The sequence below is a fragment of the Bradyrhizobium sp. MOS001 genome, from assembly GCF_004634465.1.
Taxonomy (GTDB): Bacteria; Pseudomonadota; Alphaproteobacteria; order Rhizobiales; family Xanthobacteraceae; genus Bradyrhizobium; species Bradyrhizobium barranii.
Genome location: NZ_SPVJ01000004.1, coordinates 219,062 through 234,587, shown reverse-complemented (window position 1 = coordinate 234,587; position 15,526 = coordinate 219,062). Strand labels below are relative to the sequence as shown.

17 protein-coding genes are annotated in these 15,526 nt (G+C 65.0%); 12 read left to right on the top strand and 5 right to left on the bottom strand.

Features of this window, described 5'->3' with window-relative positions; translation table 11 throughout:
- Nucleotides 1-130 precede the first annotated feature (130 nt).
- From CT676_RS08825 to CT676_RS08805, 5 genes are all read left to right on the top strand, one after another.
- Nucleotides 131-2,020 carry an ABC transporter permease gene (locus tag CT676_RS08825; RefSeq protein ID WP_071915090.1) on the top strand — a complete coding sequence of 630 codons (1,890 nt, stop codon included), beginning with the start codon at nt 131-133 and terminating at the stop codon, nt 2,018-2,020.
- Nucleotides 2,017-2,802, top strand: coding sequence for an ABC transporter ATP-binding protein (locus tag CT676_RS08820; RefSeq protein ID WP_038942388.1), 786 nt, complete (start codon nt 2,017-2,019; stop codon nt 2,800-2,802). The genes CT676_RS08825 and CT676_RS08820 overlap by 4 nt, the downstream gene beginning before the upstream one ends.
- Nucleotides 2,799-3,503 (top strand): ABC transporter ATP-binding protein, encoded by a 705-nt coding sequence (locus tag CT676_RS08815; RefSeq protein WP_085404805.1) that lies wholly within the window; start codon nt 2,799-2,801, stop codon nt 3,501-3,503. Before CT676_RS08820 ends, CT676_RS08815 begins: the two co-directional genes overlap by 4 nt.
- Before the next feature lie 14 nt (nt 3,504-3,517).
- On the top strand, nt 3,518-3,973 hold the full coding sequence (locus tag CT676_RS08810) for a MarR family transcriptional regulator (protein ID WP_063983949.1): 456 nt from the start codon (nt 3,518-3,520) through the stop codon (nt 3,971-3,973).
- Nucleotides 3,974-4,138: 165 nt separating this feature from the next.
- Nucleotides 4,139-4,528, top strand: coding sequence for a hypothetical protein (locus tag CT676_RS08805; protein WP_085404804.1), 390 nt, complete (start codon nt 4,139-4,141; stop codon nt 4,526-4,528).
- Nucleotides 4,529-4,532: 4 nt separating this feature from the next.
- On the opposite strand, the gene CT676_RS08800 is transcribed toward CT676_RS08805, so the two are convergent.
- Nucleotides 4,533-5,216: a hypothetical protein gene (locus CT676_RS08800; protein ID WP_085404803.1), complete on the bottom strand. Its 684-nt coding sequence runs from the start codon at nt 5,214-5,216 to the stop codon at nt 4,533-4,535.
- 125 nt (nt 5,217-5,341) lie between these two features.
- Nucleotides 5,342-6,538: an amidohydrolase family protein gene (locus CT676_RS08795; RefSeq protein ID WP_085404802.1), complete on the bottom strand. Its 1,197-nt coding sequence runs from the start codon at nt 6,536-6,538 to the stop codon at nt 5,342-5,344.
- A gap of 157 nt (nt 6,539-6,695) precedes the next feature.
- Between CT676_RS08795 and CT676_RS08790 the strand changes: the two genes are divergently transcribed.
- The 3 genes from CT676_RS08790 (at nt 6,696) to CT676_RS08780 (ending at nt 9,296) form a co-directional block, all read left to right on the top strand.
- Entirely contained in the window at nt 6,696-7,469 is a 774-nt protein-coding gene (locus CT676_RS08790; protein WP_085404801.1) for a ferredoxin--NADP reductase, read from the top strand.
- A 106-nt stretch (nt 7,470-7,575) separates the two neighbouring features.
- Entirely contained in the window at nt 7,576-7,899 is a 324-nt protein-coding gene (locus CT676_RS08785; protein ID WP_085404800.1) for a hypothetical protein, read from the top strand.
- Nucleotides 7,900-7,988: 89 nt separating this feature from the next.
- Nucleotides 7,989-9,296, top strand: a complete 1,308-nt coding sequence (locus CT676_RS08780; RefSeq protein WP_085404799.1) for a cytochrome P450 — start codon at nt 7,989-7,991, stop codon at nt 9,294-9,296.
- On the opposite strand, the gene CT676_RS08775 is transcribed toward CT676_RS08780, so the two are convergent.
- From CT676_RS08775 to CT676_RS08765, 3 genes are all read right to left on the bottom strand, one after another.
- Complete coding sequence (locus tag CT676_RS08775; RefSeq protein ID WP_135214404.1) at nt 9,197-10,447, bottom strand: DUF763 domain-containing protein; 1,251 nt, start codon at nt 10,445-10,447, stop codon at nt 9,197-9,199. The two genes, CT676_RS08780 and CT676_RS08775, sit on opposite strands and share 100 nt — an antisense overlap.
- Before the next feature lie 92 nt (nt 10,448-10,539).
- Nucleotides 10,540-11,340, bottom strand: coding sequence for an ABC transporter substrate-binding protein (locus CT676_RS08770; RefSeq protein ID WP_085404797.1), 801 nt, complete (start codon nt 11,338-11,340; stop codon nt 10,540-10,542).
- Nucleotides 11,341-11,350: 10 nt separating this feature from the next.
- Nucleotides 11,351-12,328 carry a tripartite tricarboxylate transporter substrate binding protein gene (locus tag CT676_RS08765; RefSeq protein ID WP_085404796.1) on the bottom strand — a complete coding sequence of 326 codons (978 nt, stop codon included), beginning with the start codon at nt 12,326-12,328 and terminating at the stop codon, nt 11,351-11,353.
- A 114-nt stretch (nt 12,329-12,442) separates the two neighbouring features.
- Here CT676_RS08765 and CT676_RS08760 point away from each other — a divergent pair, with 114 nt between their 5' ends.
- From CT676_RS08760 to CT676_RS08745, 4 genes are read left to right on the top strand one after another with little or no spacing between them, the layout of a single operon-like run.
- Nucleotides 12,443-13,153 (top strand): TetR/AcrR family transcriptional regulator, encoded by a 711-nt coding sequence (locus tag CT676_RS08760; RefSeq protein ID WP_085404795.1) that lies wholly within the window; start codon nt 12,443-12,445, stop codon nt 13,151-13,153.
- Between the two features lie 30 nt (nt 13,154-13,183).
- Nucleotides 13,184-14,068: an amidohydrolase family protein gene (locus CT676_RS08755; RefSeq protein ID WP_085404794.1), complete on the top strand. Its 885-nt coding sequence runs from the start codon at nt 13,184-13,186 to the stop codon at nt 14,066-14,068.
- A 52-nt stretch (nt 14,069-14,120) separates the two neighbouring features.
- Entirely contained in the window at nt 14,121-14,834 is a 714-nt protein-coding gene (locus CT676_RS08750; protein WP_085404793.1) for a PIG-L deacetylase family protein, read from the top strand.
- Nucleotides 14,831-15,514 (top strand): 4-carboxy-4-hydroxy-2-oxoadipate aldolase/oxaloacetate decarboxylase, encoded by a 684-nt coding sequence (locus CT676_RS08745; RefSeq protein WP_085404792.1) that lies wholly within the window; start codon nt 14,831-14,833, stop codon nt 15,512-15,514. Before CT676_RS08750 ends, CT676_RS08745 begins: the two co-directional genes overlap by 4 nt.
- The last annotated feature ends 12 nt before the right edge of the window (nt 15,515-15,526 follow it).

Here is a 15,526-nt window from a genome sequence, read left to right as displayed (position 1 = left end):
GTGGTTCGAGACGCGCGGCGTTGCCGCGCTCCTCACCATGAGGATCCCGGACCTCATCCTGAGGAGGCGCGTAGCGCCGTCTCGAAGGATGAAGCCCCATACTGAGACTTATTCTTAACCCGGACCGCCGATGGCCTTTTATGTCGTACAGTTTCTGACCGGTCTGGCCAGCGCAGCGTCGCTGTTCCTGGTGGCCTCGGGCCTGTCGATCATCTTTGGCGTGACGCGGATCGTGAATTTCGCGCATGGCGCCTTCTACATGATCGGCGCCTACATCGCCTTCACGCTCACCGAGCGGCTTTCGGGAGCGTTCGGCTTCTGGGGCGCGATCGTCATCGCCGCGTTTGCCGTGGCCTTGATCGGCGTCATCGTCGAGATGGTGCTGCTGCGCCGCATCTATCATGCGCCCGAGCTGTTCCAGCTGCTTGCGACCTTCGGCCTGACCTTGATGGTCGAGGATCTCGTCGTGCTGATCTGGGGCCCCGACGATCTCGTCGGCCGCCGCGCGCCGGGCTTCAAGGGCGCCATCGATTTCTTCGGCCAGAACATCCCGAGCTACGATTTGTTCCTGATCGTGCTCAGCCCGGTCGTACTCGGCATTCTCTGGCTGCTGTTCCAGCGCACGCGCTGGGGCGTGCTGGTGCGCGCGGCGACGCAGGACCGCGACATGGTCGCGGCGCTTGGCGTCAACCAGAAATGGCTGTTCACATCCGTGTTTGCGGTCGGCGTCTTCCTCGCCGCACTCGGCGGCGCGCTCCAGATCCCGCGCGACGCCGTGCATCACGCCATGGATCTGCGGATCATCGTCGAGGTCTTCGTCGTCGTCGTGATCGGTGGCCTCGGCAGCATCGTCGGCGCCTTCGTCGCTGCGGTGCTGGTCTCCGAGCTCAACGCCTTCGGGATCCTGATCTTCCCGAAGATCTCCATCATCCTGGTCTTCCTGGTGATGGCGGTGGTGCTGATCGTCCGGCCCTGGGGTCTCTTCGGCAAGCCCGAGGCGCCCGCGCGCAAGACACCAGGCCTCACCGTCAATCCCTGGCGGCCGCTGACGTCGAACGAGCGGCTCGCGGCGCTTGCCGCGCTGGTCATCGCGGCGACGCTGCCGCTGTTCGCCGGCAATTATGTTCTCACAGTCGGTTCGGAGATCGCGATCTTCGTGATCTTCGCCGTCAGCCTGCATTTCCTGATGTCGGTCGGCGGCCTCGCGTCCTTCGGTCATGCCGCTTATTTCGGTCTCGGCGCCTACGGCGTCGCCTTCCTCGCCAAGATGGCGGGGCTGCCGATGGTCGTGTGCCTGCTGCTCGGGCCGCTGCTGGGCTGCATGGGCGCGGCCGTGTTCGGCTTCTTCGCGGTGCAGCTTTCCGGCGTCTATTTCGCGATGCTGACGCTTGCGTTTGCGCAGATCGTCTGGTCGATCGCGTTCCAGTGGGTGAGTGTCACGGGCGGCGACAACGGCATACTCGGCGTCTGGCCGTCAAGCTGGGCGGCGAGCCCGGGGCATTTCTATTGGTTGGCGCTCGGCGTTGCGGCACTCGTGACGGTCGCGCTTCGGGCCATGGTATTCTCGCCGTTCGGCTACGCACTCAGGGCCACGCGCGACTCGCCTCTGCGCAGCGAGGCGGTCGGCATCAATGCCAAGCGCATCCAGTGGACGGCGTTCGTGATCGCAGGCACGACCGCCGGCATCGGCGGCGCGCTGTTCGCCTACCTCAAGGGCAGCGTCTTCCCCGACAATCTCGGTATCTCGCTGTCGGTCGACGCGCTGGTCATGGTGCTGCTCGGCGGCGTCGAGACGGTGTCGGGCGCGGTGATCGGCGCCATCGTCTACAAGGCGCTCAACATCTGGCTAGTCAGTCAGACCGACCTGTCGAAGCTCGTGCTCGGCGGCTTCATCGTGCTGATCGTCGTCGTCTTCCCCAAGGGCATCGTCGGCACGCTGGAGATGCTGGCTCAGCGGCGCAGGAAGACATCGCCGCCGGGATCTCCCTTGCTTGCCAAGCCGATCGAGTCCGTCGAATGAGCGTCGCACCCCCACTTCTCGCGGTTGAAGGCCTGTCCAAATCCTATGGCGGCATCCACGCCGTGCGCGGCGTCTCGTTCTCGCTGCGATCAGGCGAAATTCTGGCGCTGATCGGTCCGAATGGCGCGGGCAAGAGCACCTGCTTCGACATGCTCAACGGCCAGAACAAGCCTGATACCGGCCATGTCCGCCTGCTCGGCGAGGAGACCACCGGCAAGAAGCCGCGCGAGATCTGGCGGCTCGGCGTCGGACGCACCTTCCAGATCACCGCGACCTTCGCGACGATGACCGTGCGCGAGAACGTGCAGGTCGCGCTGATCTCGCATGGCAAGCAGCTGTTCAATCTCTTCGGCTCGGCCCCGAATTTCGACCGTGGCGAGGCTGGGCGGCTGCTCGAACTGGTCGGCATGGGCGGCTACGCCGATCGTCCCTGCGGCGAGCTCGCCTATGGCGACCTCAAGCGGCTCGAGCTTGCGGTGGCGCTTGCCAACGATCCCAAGCTGCTGCTGATGGACGAGCCAACCGCCGGCATGGCGCCGCGCGAGCGCGTCGACCTGATGCGGCTGACGGCGCAGATCGCGCGGGAAAAATCGATCGGCGTGCTCTTCACCGAGCACGACATGGACGTGGTGTTCGAGCATGCCGACCGCATCATCGTACTCAACCGCGGCACGCTGATCGCCGAGGGATCGCCGGCCGAGGTGCGCGCCAATCCTCAAGTGCAGGCGGTCTATCTTGGCGAGGGCCTGCTTTACGATGCCGGGCATGGAGCCTCCGCATGAAGCTCACGGTGCAAGACCTCAACAGCCATTACGGCCCGGCGCATATCCTGTTCGACATCGGTTTCGAGGTCGGCGAGGGCGAGGTGGTGGCGTTGCTCGGCCGCAACGGCGCCGGCAAGTCGACGACGTTCCGCTCGATCGTCGGGCTCGTTGCCCAGCGTTCGGGGCGCATCATGTTCGAGGGCAAGGATGTCTCGGCGCGCCCGACGCATGAGATCGTGCGCGACGGGCTTGGTTACGTGCCCGAGGAGCGGCGCATCTTCACTGATTTGACGGTGGAGGAGAATCTCGAGGTCGGCCGGCAGCCGAAGCGTCCGAACGCCCCGCACTGGACCCGCGAAAAACTGTTCGCGCTGTTTCCGAACCTGGGTGAGATGAAAAATCGTCCGGGCGGCCGCATGAGCGGCGGCGAGCAGCAGATGCTCACCATCGCGCGCACGCTGATGGGCAATCCGTCGCTGGTGCTGCTCGACGAGCCCTCGGAAGGCCTGTCGCCGAAGATCGTGGAGCAGATGGTCGATGCCATCCTGACCATGAAGAAGGAAGGCGTCAGCATCGTCGTGTCCGAGCAGAATTTGCACTTTGCGCGGCTGATCTCCGATCGCGCCTATATCATCGAGCGTGGCCGTATCTGCTTCGGCGGCACCATGGCCGAGCTCGACGCGCGTCCGGATGTCCGCGACGCGCATCTGTCGTTGTGAGGGGCGGGGAGCGGATGGCGAGAAGCGTTGCGGCGAAGAAAAGCGTCAAACCGGCAAAATCGTCTTACGTGCTCGACGAGCAGGTCGGCTTCATCCTGCGTCAGGTCTGGCAGCGCCACAGCTCGATCTTCTCGCGCGACATCGGCACCAATCTCACGCCGACGCAATGGGCGGCATTGTCGAAGCTGGCCGAGACCGGGCCATGCTCGCAGAACCAGCTCGGGCGGCTGACGGCGATGGATGTCGCGACCATCAAGGGCGTGATCGACCGCCTGACCGCACGAGGCCTGACCGAGACCAGCCAGGATCCCGAGGACGGACGGCGGCTTCTGGTCAGCCTGACGCGCGCCGGTCAGCAGCTTGCGGAGAAGGTCGCGCCGAGTGCGCTCGCGATCACCAGGGAAACGCTTGCGCCGCTCGACGCCAGGGAGCGCGAGATGCTGATGGCGCTGTTGAACAAGCTGCGGTGAGTAAGGTGCCGTAGGGTGGGCAAAGCGAAGCGTGCCCACCGTTCTTCGTCAAGTCGCAAAGATGGTGGGCACGGCGCTTCGCGCCTTTGCCCACCCTACGGCAGTTGAACAAGCTGCGGGGACTGGCGACTAACCTCGATGAAGGGTTTGTCGAGGTCTTCCGATATGAGAGCGGCGACGCGGTTCACACTGATTTTAGGTCTTGGTGCGGCGCTGGCGGGCGAATGCGCTCCTGCCTGGGCGGCGCAGCCCTACGAGGGCTTCTGGGCGTCGACCAAAAAGGATTGCCGCGATCAGGACAGCGCCAGCCGGATGAGCATCGAAGGCGGCAACCGCCTCTATTGGTACGAGACGCGCTGCCGCGCCAGCGAGATCACCGCAGACGGCAAGCAAAGCTGGAAGATGCGGCTTGCCTGCGAAGGCGAGGGCGAAAAGTTTCGCTCCAATCCCCGGGTTTCGGTTGCGGCGGATGGCCGGTTGTTGATCGAGAATGGTCCGGTCGGCCAGGCCAAGCGCCAGACCTACGTGCGCTGTGAGGTCGCAAAGAAGCGCTGATCCCTTACGTCTTCCCCGGCCATTTGGCGCGGTAGCGGATTTCGCTGCCATCGGCGAGCCGCCGCCACGTGCCGAACTCCGGCGTATGCGGCGCCCGGGCCGTCAAGTCGATCGGATAGATCCGGCTCGGCTGGCCCTGGATGTTGACGGTGAGCTGCCGGTGCGAGGTTCTAAAAGCAAGCTCGACTTCGCCTGCGATGACAGGCTGCTCACCATCACGATAGAAGGCTGCGGGGGTCACTTCGCCCGGCATGGTATTGAGGTCGGTCTGCAATTCGATTGCGATGCCCTGCGGTGACGTCGGCACCACGACGCCGGCCGGAAAGCGAACCTCGAACACGAGCAGTGGATTGCTGGCGTTCGGATTGAGCCAGGGCGTGGCGGTCGTATACGCGTAGACGGCGTAAGTGACACCGGCGGCGAGGCAGAGCAGGACGACGACGCCGAGTGACTTCAGGCAGTTGCGTGCGAGGCCGCCGCTATTGTCGTCCTTGCGTGTCGCCAGCTTGGTGGCGAGCACCAGGCCGATAACTGCGCCGATGGGGGCGATGACGAACAGGGCGACCAGCCCCGTCGTGATCGGGTCTGCACGATTGCCGAAGCCGGTCAGCTCGAGCAGCCCGATCGTGGCGATGAAGCCTGCCGCCGCACCAGCGATGCCGGCGGCAATCCGCAGCGAACTTTTCATGTCTTCCGCGATGGTCCAGCAATGAACTGCCGCCGCCGAGGGCTGCCTGCGTTAGACGCGGCAGGCAGCAGACTTGTTCAATGCCTTCGAGGCGCGACGCGGAGCGGCGAGCTGCTCCGGCTGCGTCACTTCGCCACCACTTCCGGCACCCGGCCGGCCGGCGGCGTGTTGCGGCTGCGCTGGGTGCGCACGATGCCGTCGATGATGGTCATGCCGATGCCGGGGAGGTCGCCGAGCTGGACGCTCTCCAAAATGGTCTTGCCGGGCGAATGCTGCGCCTTGTCCATGATGACGAAATCGGCGGAGCGGCCGACCTCGATCAGGCCGCAATCGAGCTGGCGCATTCGCGCGGTGTTGCCGGTGGCAAGACAGAACGCGAGCTCGGCCGGCAAATCGCCGAGCGAGGACAGCATCGAGACCATGCGCAGAATGCCGAGCGGCTGCACGCCGGAGCCGGCCGGCGCGTCGGTGCCGAGGATCACCCTGTGCAGATCGTTCATTTCGCGCGCAATGCGCAGCGTGAACAGGGCCGAGCGCTCATTGCCGTTGTGAACGATCTCGAGGCCGCGCTTGCAGCCCTCGCAGATGCAGCGGATCTGGTCGTCGGGAAGCGCGGTGTGGCCGCCATTGATGTGGCCGACCACGTCGGTGTCGGCCTCCAGCACCACGTCCTTGTCGATCAGGCCGGAGCCTGGGATCGAGGGGCCGCCGGTGTGGATCGTGCTCTGGATGCCGTATTTGCGGGCCCAGCCGACCATCTTGCGTGCCGTCGGGCCGTCCTTGACGCCGCCGAGGCCGACCTCGCCGAGCAGCTTGACGCCGGCGGCGGCCAGCTCCTTGAAATCCTCCTCGACCATCTCGCATTCGATCACCGGTGCGCCGGCGTGAACCTTCACGCCGCCCGGGCGCAGATTCCAGAATGCGCGCTGGGCGAAGATCGCCATCGCCTTCAGCCCGACGACGTCGCGCGGGCGGCCGGGCATGTGAACCTCGCCGGCGGAGATCATCGTGGTGACGCCGCCATGCAAATTGCTGTCGATCCAGCCGATCTGGTTCTGGCGCGGCGTCCAGTCGCCCGCCACAGGGTGGACATGGCTGTCGATCAGGCCGGGCGCGACCGTGGTGCCGTTGGCCTCGACGATGGTGGTCGCGCCTTCGGTGTTGAGGTCCTTGAAGCGGCCGATGGCGGTGATCTTGCCGTTCTCGGCGACGATGGTGTCGCCGTCCAGGATCGGCTTTTCCAGGGCGCCGGACAGGATCAGGCCGATATTCCGGATCACGAGCTTCGAGGGTCCGGTGGCCTGGGGGGCGTCATGCGCCATGGAAGGGGCTCCTTGTACCTAACTGCAACGCTCGCGATCTTGGGCAGCCTTGACCCCGGGAGCAAGCAGGATTATTCATTAGTACACGAATGATCGTGTACAAACGACGCATAGCTGCCCGCCTCGGAACCGCATTGGAAGCGACAGGGAAGGTGAGATGAGCAATTTCAATCAGGAAAGCGTTTTGAGCGTCCACCACTGGACCGACACGCTGTTCTCTTTCAAGACCACCCGCAGCCCGACCTTCCGTTTCCGCAACGGCGAATTCACCATGATCGGGCTCAAGGTCGGCGAGAAGCCGCTGCTGCGGGCCTACAGCGTCGCCAGCGCCAATTACGAGGAAACGCTGGAGTTCTTCTCGATCAAGGTGCCGGACGGTCCGCTGACCTCGCGCCTCCAGCATCTGAAGGAAGGCGACGAGATCATCGTCAGCCGCAAGGCCACCGGCACGCTGGTGATCGACAATCTCGAAGAGGGCCGCAACCTCTACCTCATCGGCACCGGCACGGGCCTCGCGCCGTTCCTGAGCGTGATCAAGGACCCCGAGACCTATGAGCGGTTCGAGAAGGTCGTGCTGCTGCACGGTTGCCGGCACGTGAAGGAGCTCGCCTATGGCGAGATGATCACCGAGACGCTGCCGAAGGACGAATTGATCGGCGAGTATATCCGCGATCAGCTGATCTACTATCCGACCGTGACCCGCGATCCCTTCCGCAACCGCGGCCGCATCACCGACCTCATCACCACGGGCAAGCTGTTCGCCGATATCGGCCTGCCGCCGCTGGAAGCCGCCCATGACCGGGTCATGATCTGCGGCAGCCCGGCATTGGTCGCTGACACCCGCGTGCTGCTGGGCGAGCGTGGCCTTATTGAGGGCAATCACGGCGAGCCGGCCCAATTCGTGGTCGAAAAGGCCTTTGCCGAGCGCTGATCGCGGATTTTTCGCGCAATAAGACCGTATTTCCGCCGTTCGGCGGGCGTTGCGGCGCCGATTCCGTGCGCGATACACTGTGGGAACGAATCAGCGGAGTTCCCACATGGTTGCGGACAGCGACAGCAACATCGCCTGGCACCGGGTCCAGTTGAAGAAGAACCGCGCCGAGTTGAAGGCGCTCGAGACCGCGCGCTTCACGATGGGCGAGATCGCGTCTTCGAAGCGGGACGGGCAGACCCAGAAGGCGATTGCGGAACTCAAGCGCAAGATCTCGCTATCCGAGCGCGTGATCGCCGATCACGACAAGCGCACGCGCCGCCCCCTTGGCACCGATCTGCAAAGCCTCGCCAATGGTAGCTGGAGCCATTGGGACGCCTACACCAATCAGCAGCGCAAGACCGGCCAGCGCTCGCCGGGGCGCGGATAGGCTCTCTTCTTTTCGCGCGGTTCCGGCCCTTGCGGGTCGCCGCGTACACACCATCTGGTTGAGGCGCCACCAACCAACACGGTGATCCCATGACACCGCGCCTCGATTTCACCAGCGAGGCCTTCTTCCGCGATCCGCCCAAGGCGATCGCGGCACTGCGCGCGTCCGGCCCCGTGATCGCGACGCGATTTCCTCTGGTCGGCGATGTCTGGGTCACCACGACCCATGACGCCACAGCGCAAGTCCTGAAGGACGGCACCACCTTCACGCTGCGCAAGGGGGACGGCAAAGTCGCCGGCCTGCGCTGGTGGATGCCAAAACTGGTCACCACCATCGCCAACAACATGCTGACGATGGACGAGCCTGATCACACGAGGCTGCGCAGCATCGTGGACGAGGCTTTTCGCCGCCGCGCGATCGTGGCGATGGAGCCACGCATTCGCGCCATCGCCGACGGCCTGGCGAACGACCTGTTTGCCGATGGCAGCCCCGCCGACCTCGTCCAGCGTTACGCCCGCATCCTGCCGGTGTCGGTGATCTGCGAATTGCTGGGCCTGCCTGCGGCCGATCGCCCGCGATTCATCGCCTGGGCCAACAAGATGTCGTCGCTGACGAATGTCGTCAGCTTCTTCCGCCTGCTGCTCGCGTTTCGCAAGATGCGCGCCTATCTCGAACAGCAGTTGCAGGTCGCCCGCGTGCAGGGCGGCGAGGGCCTGATTGCCGAGCTGGTTCAGGTCGAGCGTGAGGGCGGCCAGATCACGCCGGACGAAATGGTGTCGATGGTGTTTCTGCTGCTCGCGGCAGGATCGGAGACCACGACGCATCTGATCAGCGGCTCGGTCTACGAGCTCCTCAGAAATCCGGGCTTGCGCGATTGGCTGGAGCAAGACCGAAGCCGTGTCGGGCTCGCTGTCGAGGAGTTTTTGCGCTTCGTGTCACCGGTGCAGTTTTCCAAGCCGCGCTATGTGCGGCGGGATATCGAGCTTGTGGGCGTGCCGCTGAAAAAGGGCGATCGCGTCATGGTCATGCTCGCCGCGGCGAACATGGATCCGGCGGTGCATGACCAGCCCGAGCGGCCCGACCTCACGCGCAAGCCGAACCGCCACATCTCGTTCGGAACGGGAATTCACTTCTGTCTCGGCCATCAGCTCGCACGGATCGAGGCGGCCTGTGCGCTGGAGGCGCTGTTTGCACGATGGCCGAAGCTCGGTCTCGCCGTCGATCCCGCGCAAATTCACTGGCGCAAGCGGCCGGGCATGCGTGCCATCGCGGAGTTGCCGGTCGTCGCGGTGGACAGTCAGCCCGTCGATTTCCGTGATGCCACGACATCGCGTTCCCAGCCGAACACGGATCGGCCGTCGAGATCGGGAGAGGCTTCACGCTCTCCGGCGATGTAGGCCTCGACCGACGGACCGCTGGCAGTCCGCTCCAGCCGCCGCGCCTGGTCGTCGAGGCGCCTGATCGCCTGCATCTCCTCTTCGCGTCCGAGCTTGGCGTTCTGGATCGCGCCCTTCAGCACGCGGATGGTCTCGTCATAGACCTTGATCGGGACGGGGTAGGGGTGCCGGTCCTTGCCGCCATGGGCGAGCGAGAAGCGCGCGGGATCGTTGAAGCGATAAGGCGCGCCATGCACGACCTCGGCGACCATCGCCAGCGAGCGCACGGTGCGCGCGCCGACGCCGGGCGTTAGCAGCAATTCCGGAAAATCGACCGGGCCGCGTTCGGCCGCGGCGGCCAGCGTGCCGTGCAGGCGGCGTGCGAACACGTCCTTGGGCCTGATATCATGATGCGCGGGCATGATCAGATGCGGCAGCATCGCCTGCGCTGGCGCGGGCGCAGTTCCAACGAGGCGTTCGAATTCCGTGAGGATGCGATCGGGGCCGAGACCGCTCAACAGTTCGAGCTGCGCGGCGCGCGAGACATCGGCGCGGTGATCGGTGAGATTGACGATCTCGCCCTGCTGCGGCCCGTCGATCGCGCTATGCGGCGTGTCGACAAAACTCTTCAGCGCCTCGGAATGCCAGTGATAGCGGCGGGCCTGGCGCTTGTCGCCGTTCATGCCCTGCTGCACCACGGTCCACTTGCCGTCGGCGGTGACGAAGAAGCCGTGGAGATAGAGATCAAAACCATCCTGCACGGCCGCGCTGTCGACTTTTGCCACCAGGCGGCTGGCGCGCGTGAGTTTTGCGCCGTCGAAGCCGACGCGATCGCCGAGCTGCAACAGCTCGTCAGGCGTCTTGCGCGAATGCTGGCCGCGTCCGCCGCAGACATAGATGCCGAGCTCGTCCTGGAGCGGGCCTAGCCCGCGCTTCAGGGCGCCGATCACGGAGGTGGTTATGCCGGAGGAGTGCCAGTCCATCCCCATCACGGCGCCAAACGACTGGAACCAGAACGGATGCGACAGCCGCTGCAGGAAGGCGTCGCGTCCATAATGATGCACGATCGCCTGCGTGACGATTGCGCCCAGCGACGACATGCGGCTCGCAAGCCATGGCGGAACCCGCCCGGTGTGGAGAGGAAGATCGGCGCTGCCGGTTCGGCGAGTCATGATCGACGCAAGTTAGCGCAGTTCGGCGACGGTTGCATCGAGGGAATACTGTATTGGGCGGGGCGGGAGGACACCTCACCCCAGTCCGCGAGCTACTCGCGCGTCGCCTTGGACGCGCCGCGCAGGCCCGCCTGCTGCTGGATCGTGTCCAGCGCGCCGGACGACTGCTCTTCCGTCACGAAGCGGTTGAGCAGGGGGAGTGCGTCCTCGCGTCCCTTGGGGATCGCGATGGCCATATGCTCGGCACCCCAATTGCCGTCGAGGATTTTCGCGCCCGGCATCTGGTCGGACATCTCGAACAGCGTCGGTTTGTTGGTCGCGTAGAGGTCGATCTCCCCGCGGCCGAACATGGCGATCGCGACCTTGACGCTTTCAGCGGGAACGATGGTCGCGCTTCTGAACTTCGCCGGCAATGTCCGTTCTGAGGTCGAGCCCTTGGTGACGCCGATCTTCACGCCCGGCCTGTCGATGTCCTCGATCTTGCCGATCGGCGAGTTCGCCGGGACGAGATAGCCGAGCTCGATCGCCAGCACGGGCTGGCTGAAGCTGACCTCGTTGGCGCGGGCCGGCGTGGCGTTGGTCACGGTGAAGTCGACCTGGCCGTCGTGGATCGCGCTGACGATGTCGGCGACGCGCTGAAACCTGACATAGTCGGCGTTCACGCCGAGCCGCTTTGCCAGTTCGCCGCCGAGATCGTAGGCGAGGCCATGCGGCTTGCCGGCCGCATCCGTCACCATCGAGGTCGGGCTGCCCGGATAAATGCCGACACGCAAGCTGCCGCTCGGCGCCAGCAGTTTTGCTTCGCCATCGGCGCGCGCGGACGCGCCGAGCAGGCCGGTCGTTGCAAATGCGAGCAGGGCGGTGCGCGCAAATCGCCGGGAAGAGGTCCTCATGTGGCGAGCTTCACTGCGCACGGATGTCGGCGGCCTTCAGCACCGGCTCCCATTTGGTCGCCTCGGCGCGCATGTAGGCGTCGAAGTCCTTGGCGGAAGAGCCGACCGGCGAGGCGCCGATCTTGCCGAGCGTCGACAGCACGTTCGCGTCCTGCAGCGCCGCCTTCAGATCGGTCTCGAGCTTCGCCACGATCTCCGGCGGCATCTTGGCAGGTCCAAGAACGCCCCACCAGACCGAGACGTCGTAGCCGGGGACGCCTGATTCCGCGATAGTTGGCACATTCGGCAGCGCCTTGGAGCGTTCGGCCGAGGTCACCGCTAGCGCGCGCACCGGGCCGCCTTCGAGCTGGCCGATCGCTTCCGCCAGCGGATTGATGCTGAGCGGAATCTCGCCAGCGATCACGGCGGTCAGCGCCGGTGCGCCGCCTTTGTAGGGGATCGCGACGATCTTGCTGCCGGACATGTATTTGAGCAGCTCGCCGGCGAGATGCGCGGAGGTGCCGTTGCCGGACATGCCGTAGGAGAGCTTGTCGGGCTCCTTCTTTGCGGCGGCGAGGAGATCGCCGAGCGTCTTGTAAGGGCTGTCCTTGGCGACGACGATTGCGAGCGGTGAGGAGGCGACCTCGGTGATCGCGGTGAAATCCCTGAACGTGTCGTAGGGCACGCTCGGATAGATGAACTGGTTGAGCGGATGGCCGCTCGCGACCAGGATCAGCGTGTAGCCGTCCGGTGCTGCCTGCGTCAGCGCCTGCGAGGCGACGATGCCGCCGGCGCCCGGACGGTTGTCGATCACCGGCTGCTGGCCCCAGGTCTTCGCCAGCGCCTGGCCGAGCGTACGCGCGAGCACGTCGACGGCGCCGCCCGCCGCATAGGGCACAAGGATATGGACCGGCTTGCTCGGGTAATTGTCGGCGGCCTGCGCGGCGCCGCCCAGCAGCAGACCGGCACCCAGCATCAAACCGCCGATTGTCTTGTTCAAACCCAGCATTTTCCAGCACTCCTTACGGGCTTTCGCATCCTGCCTCGGTGTTCCGAGCCGTCCGGACGTCGCCCATGGTTCTTGTTGACGAGACCTGATCTTTTGTACGATAGTACAAATCACATGGTACGCAAGCCCACCAGCAAGGAAACGGCCCGCAAGCCGAACATGCGCGAGGCGATCCTCGCCGCGGCCGAAGAGCTGTTCGCCACCAACGGCTTCAATGCCGTCTCGGTGCGCGACATCGCGCAGGCCGCCGGCGCCAATCCCGGCAGCGTGACCTATCATTTCAAGACCAAGGACGGCCTGCTGCTGGAGATCTACCGGCGCCATTGCGGGCCGATGAATTTGCGACGTTTCGAGCTGCTCGCCGCAGCCAAGCGCGTGCGCGACCTCCAGGACCGGCTGGAGGCGATCGTGCGCGCCTATGTGGTGCCGGCCTTCACCTCGGGCAGCGATCTCGCCGGGGGCGGGGCGCGCTTCACGCGGCTGCGCGCCGTGATGTCCGCCGAAGGCAACGAGGTCGTGCGAAAAATCATCGCGCAGACCTTTGACGACACCAGCCATGCCTTCATCGACGCAGTCCACGAGAGCCTGCCGCACATTCCGCGCACCGACATCGTCTGGCGCAGCCACTTCCTGCTCGGCGCACTCTATTACTCGCTGGTGACGCCGGATCGCGTCTCGCGCCTGTCGCGCGGCGAGGCCGACGGCAGCGATGCCGCCAGCGCCATCGAGCAGTTGGTGCAGGCCACCGTCGCCGCCTTCCAGGCGCCGGCGCTCGATCAGGCCGTGCCGGTACGGCGGCGGCCGGTCGTCAGCAGCAAGACTTGAAAGAAGCGATCTCGCTCGGCGGTTCAAGTGATGACGATGATGTACACGCCGACCATTCCGCCGCCCGATCCGAACACGCGCACGCCGAAGTTCGAGCTGCCAAAGCTGTCCTGCGATGCGCATTGCCACATCTTCGGCCCCGGCGCGAAATATCCGTATGCGCCTGACCGTTCTTACACGCCGCCGGATGCCCCGCTCGAGGATTTTCGTGCGCTGCATGCCAAGCTCGGCGTCGAGCGAGCCGTCATCGTCAATGCCAGCGTGCACGGCACTGATAACACTGTCGCGCTCGATGCGATCGCACAGAGCAATGGTGCCTATCGCGCAGTCGCCAACATTGACGACACCATCACCGAGCGTGGGCTCCAGGTGCTGCACGACGGCGGCTTCCGCGGCTGTCGGTTCAATTTCGTCCGCCATCTCGGTGGCGTCCCCGACAGAAACGTGTTCAACCGCGTCATCGCGATGGTCGCGCCACTCGGCTGGCACATCGATCTGCATTTCGACGCGATCGACCTGCCCGAATATGCCGACATGCTGGCAAAGCTGCCGCTGAGCTACACCATCGACCACATGGGTCGGGTGAAGGCGTCGGAAGGGCTGGACCAGCTGCCGTTCAAAATCCTGATCGAACTGATGCAGCGCGACGAAAAATGCTGGGTCAAGATCTGCGGCTCGGAGCGGGTGTCCTCAGCCGGCCCGCCGTTCACGGACGCGGTGCCGTTCGCGCGCAAGATCGTCGAGACCGCGCCCGACCGCGTCATCTGGGGCACCGACTGGCCGCATCCGAACGTCAAGGTGATGCCGAATGACGGCGACCTCGTCGACCTGATCCCGCTGTTCGCGCCGGAGCCGGAATTCCAGCAGAAGATCCTGGTCGACAATCCCGCGCGTCTGTTTGGGTTCGACACATGACGGTGCTCGCGATCGATACGTTGCTTATCAAGGAAAGAGGGGAGTTCGTCCCATGAAAACAGGTCTCGTGATCACCGCCCATCCCGGCGATTTCGTCTGGCGCGCCGGCGGCGCCATCGCGCTGCATGCGAAGAAGGGTTATCGCATGAAGATCGTCTGCATGTCCTTTGGCGAGCGCGGCGAGAGCCAGTTCGCCTGGAAGGAAAAAGGCGCGACGCTGGAATCGGTCAAGGCCGGCCGCAAGGACGAGGCGGAGCGGGCGGCGAATCTACTCGGCGCCGAGATCGAGTTCTTCGACTGCGGCGACTATCCGCTGAAGCTCACCGAGGCGCATTTCGACCGCATGGTCGACATCTACCGCGAGCTCAATCCGAGCTTCGTACTGACGCACGCGCTGGAAGATCCCTATAATTTCGACCACCCGAACGCGGCGCATTTCGCGCAGGAGACCCGCGTGGTCGCGCAGGCGATGGGCCACAAGCCCGGCGCGCAGTACAAATATTCGGCGCCCCCGGTGTTCCTGTTCGAGCCGCACCAGCCCGAGCAGTGCAATTACAAGCCGGACCTGCTCCTCAAGATCGACGAGGTCTGGAAGGAGAAGTACGAGGCGTTCCAGATCCTCGCGGCGCAAAAACATCTCTGGGGCTATTACGAGCGCGTCGCGCTCAACCGTGGCATCCAGGGCAGCCGCAACACCGGCGTGCCCATGACCTATGGCGAGGCCTATCAGCGCCTGTTCCCGACGGTTGCGGAGGAGCTGGCATGAAGCCCGTCGTCGTTCGCAACATCAAGCGTGCCGATCCCGCCGGGATGGCGGAATACGGCGTCTCGACCGTTCACGAGGCTTACGGTCGCCTCGGCCTGATGAAGCCTTACTTGCGGCCCGTTTGGGCCGGCGCGTCGATCGCTGGCCCCGCCATCACCGTGCTGGCACAGCCTGGCGACAACTGGATGATCCATGTCGCCGTCGAGCAGTGCAAGAAGGGCGATATCCTCGTCGTCGGCTGCACCACTGATAACACCGACGGCATGTTCGGCGAGCTGCTCGCGACCTCGCTGCAGGCGCGCGGCGTGCAGGGGCTGATCATCGACGCCGGCTGCCGCGACGTCAAAGCGCTGCACGAGATGAAGTTTCCGGTGTGGTCGCGCGCGGTCTCGGCCAAGGGCACGGTCAAGGCGACGCTCGGCTCGGTCAACATTCCCGTGGTCTGTGCCGGGGTCAACGTCGATCCTGGCGACATCATCGTGGCCGATGACGACGGGGTCGTGGTGGTGCCCAAGCGCCATGCCGCTGAAGTCGCCGAGAAGGCGAAGAAGCGCAACGCGGACGAGGGTGGCAAGCGCAAGCGGCTGGCCTCGGGTGAGCTCGGCCTCGACATGTACAGCATGCGCGAGGCGCTGGCGAAGGCCGGGCTCGTCTATGTCGACAATCCCGAGGACGTCTAAGGCAATCAGCGG

Coding starts and splice junctions, on each gene's coding strand:
- CT676_RS08805 (WP_085404804.1), top strand. CDS start 4,139: ATGAGAGCGGCGACGCGGTTCACACTGATTTTAGGTCTTGGTGCGGCG.
- CT676_RS08750 (WP_085404793.1), top strand. CDS start 14,121: ATGAAAACAGGTCTCGTGATCACCGCCCATCCCGGCGATTTCGTCTGG.
- CT676_RS08790 (WP_085404801.1), top strand. CDS start 6,696: ATGAGCAATTTCAATCAGGAAAGCGTTTTGAGCGTCCACCACTGGACC.
- CT676_RS08770 (WP_085404797.1), bottom strand. CDS start 11,340: ATGAGGACCTCTTCCCGGCGATTTGCGCGCACCGCCCTGCTCGCATTT.
- CT676_RS08745 (WP_085404792.1), top strand. CDS start 14,831: ATGAAGCCCGTCGTCGTTCGCAACATCAAGCGTGCCGATCCCGCCGGG.
- CT676_RS08780 (WP_085404799.1), top strand. CDS start 7,989: ATGACACCGCGCCTCGATTTCACCAGCGAGGCCTTCTTCCGCGATCCG.
- CT676_RS08760 (WP_085404795.1), top strand. CDS start 12,443: ATGGTACGCAAGCCCACCAGCAAGGAAACGGCCCGCAAGCCGAACATG.
- CT676_RS08800 (WP_085404803.1), bottom strand. CDS start 5,216: ATGAAAAGTTCGCTGCGGATTGCCGCCGGCATCGCTGGTGCGGCGGCA.
- CT676_RS08825 (WP_071915090.1), top strand. CDS start 131: ATGGCCTTTTATGTCGTACAGTTTCTGACCGGTCTGGCCAGCGCAGCG.
- CT676_RS08810 (WP_063983949.1), top strand. CDS start 3,518: ATGGCGAGAAGCGTTGCGGCGAAGAAAAGCGTCAAACCGGCAAAATCG.
- CT676_RS08795 (WP_085404802.1), bottom strand. CDS start 6,538: ATGGCGCATGACGCCCCCCAGGCCACCGGACCCTCGAAGCTCGTGATC.
- CT676_RS08765 (WP_085404796.1), bottom strand. CDS start 12,328: ATGCTGGGTTTGAACAAGACAATCGGCGGTTTGATGCTGGGTGCCGGT.
- CT676_RS08775 (WP_135214404.1), bottom strand. CDS start 10,447: ATGACTCGCCGAACCGGCAGCGCCGATCTTCCTCTCCACACCGGGCGG.
- CT676_RS08820 (WP_038942388.1), top strand. CDS start 2,017: ATGAGCGTCGCACCCCCACTTCTCGCGGTTGAAGGCCTGTCCAAATCC.
- CT676_RS08785 (WP_085404800.1), top strand. CDS start 7,576: ATGGTTGCGGACAGCGACAGCAACATCGCCTGGCACCGGGTCCAGTTG.
- CT676_RS08755 (WP_085404794.1), top strand. CDS start 13,184: ATGACGATGATGTACACGCCGACCATTCCGCCGCCCGATCCGAACACG.
- CT676_RS08815 (WP_085404805.1), top strand. CDS start 2,799: ATGAAGCTCACGGTGCAAGACCTCAACAGCCATTACGGCCCGGCGCAT.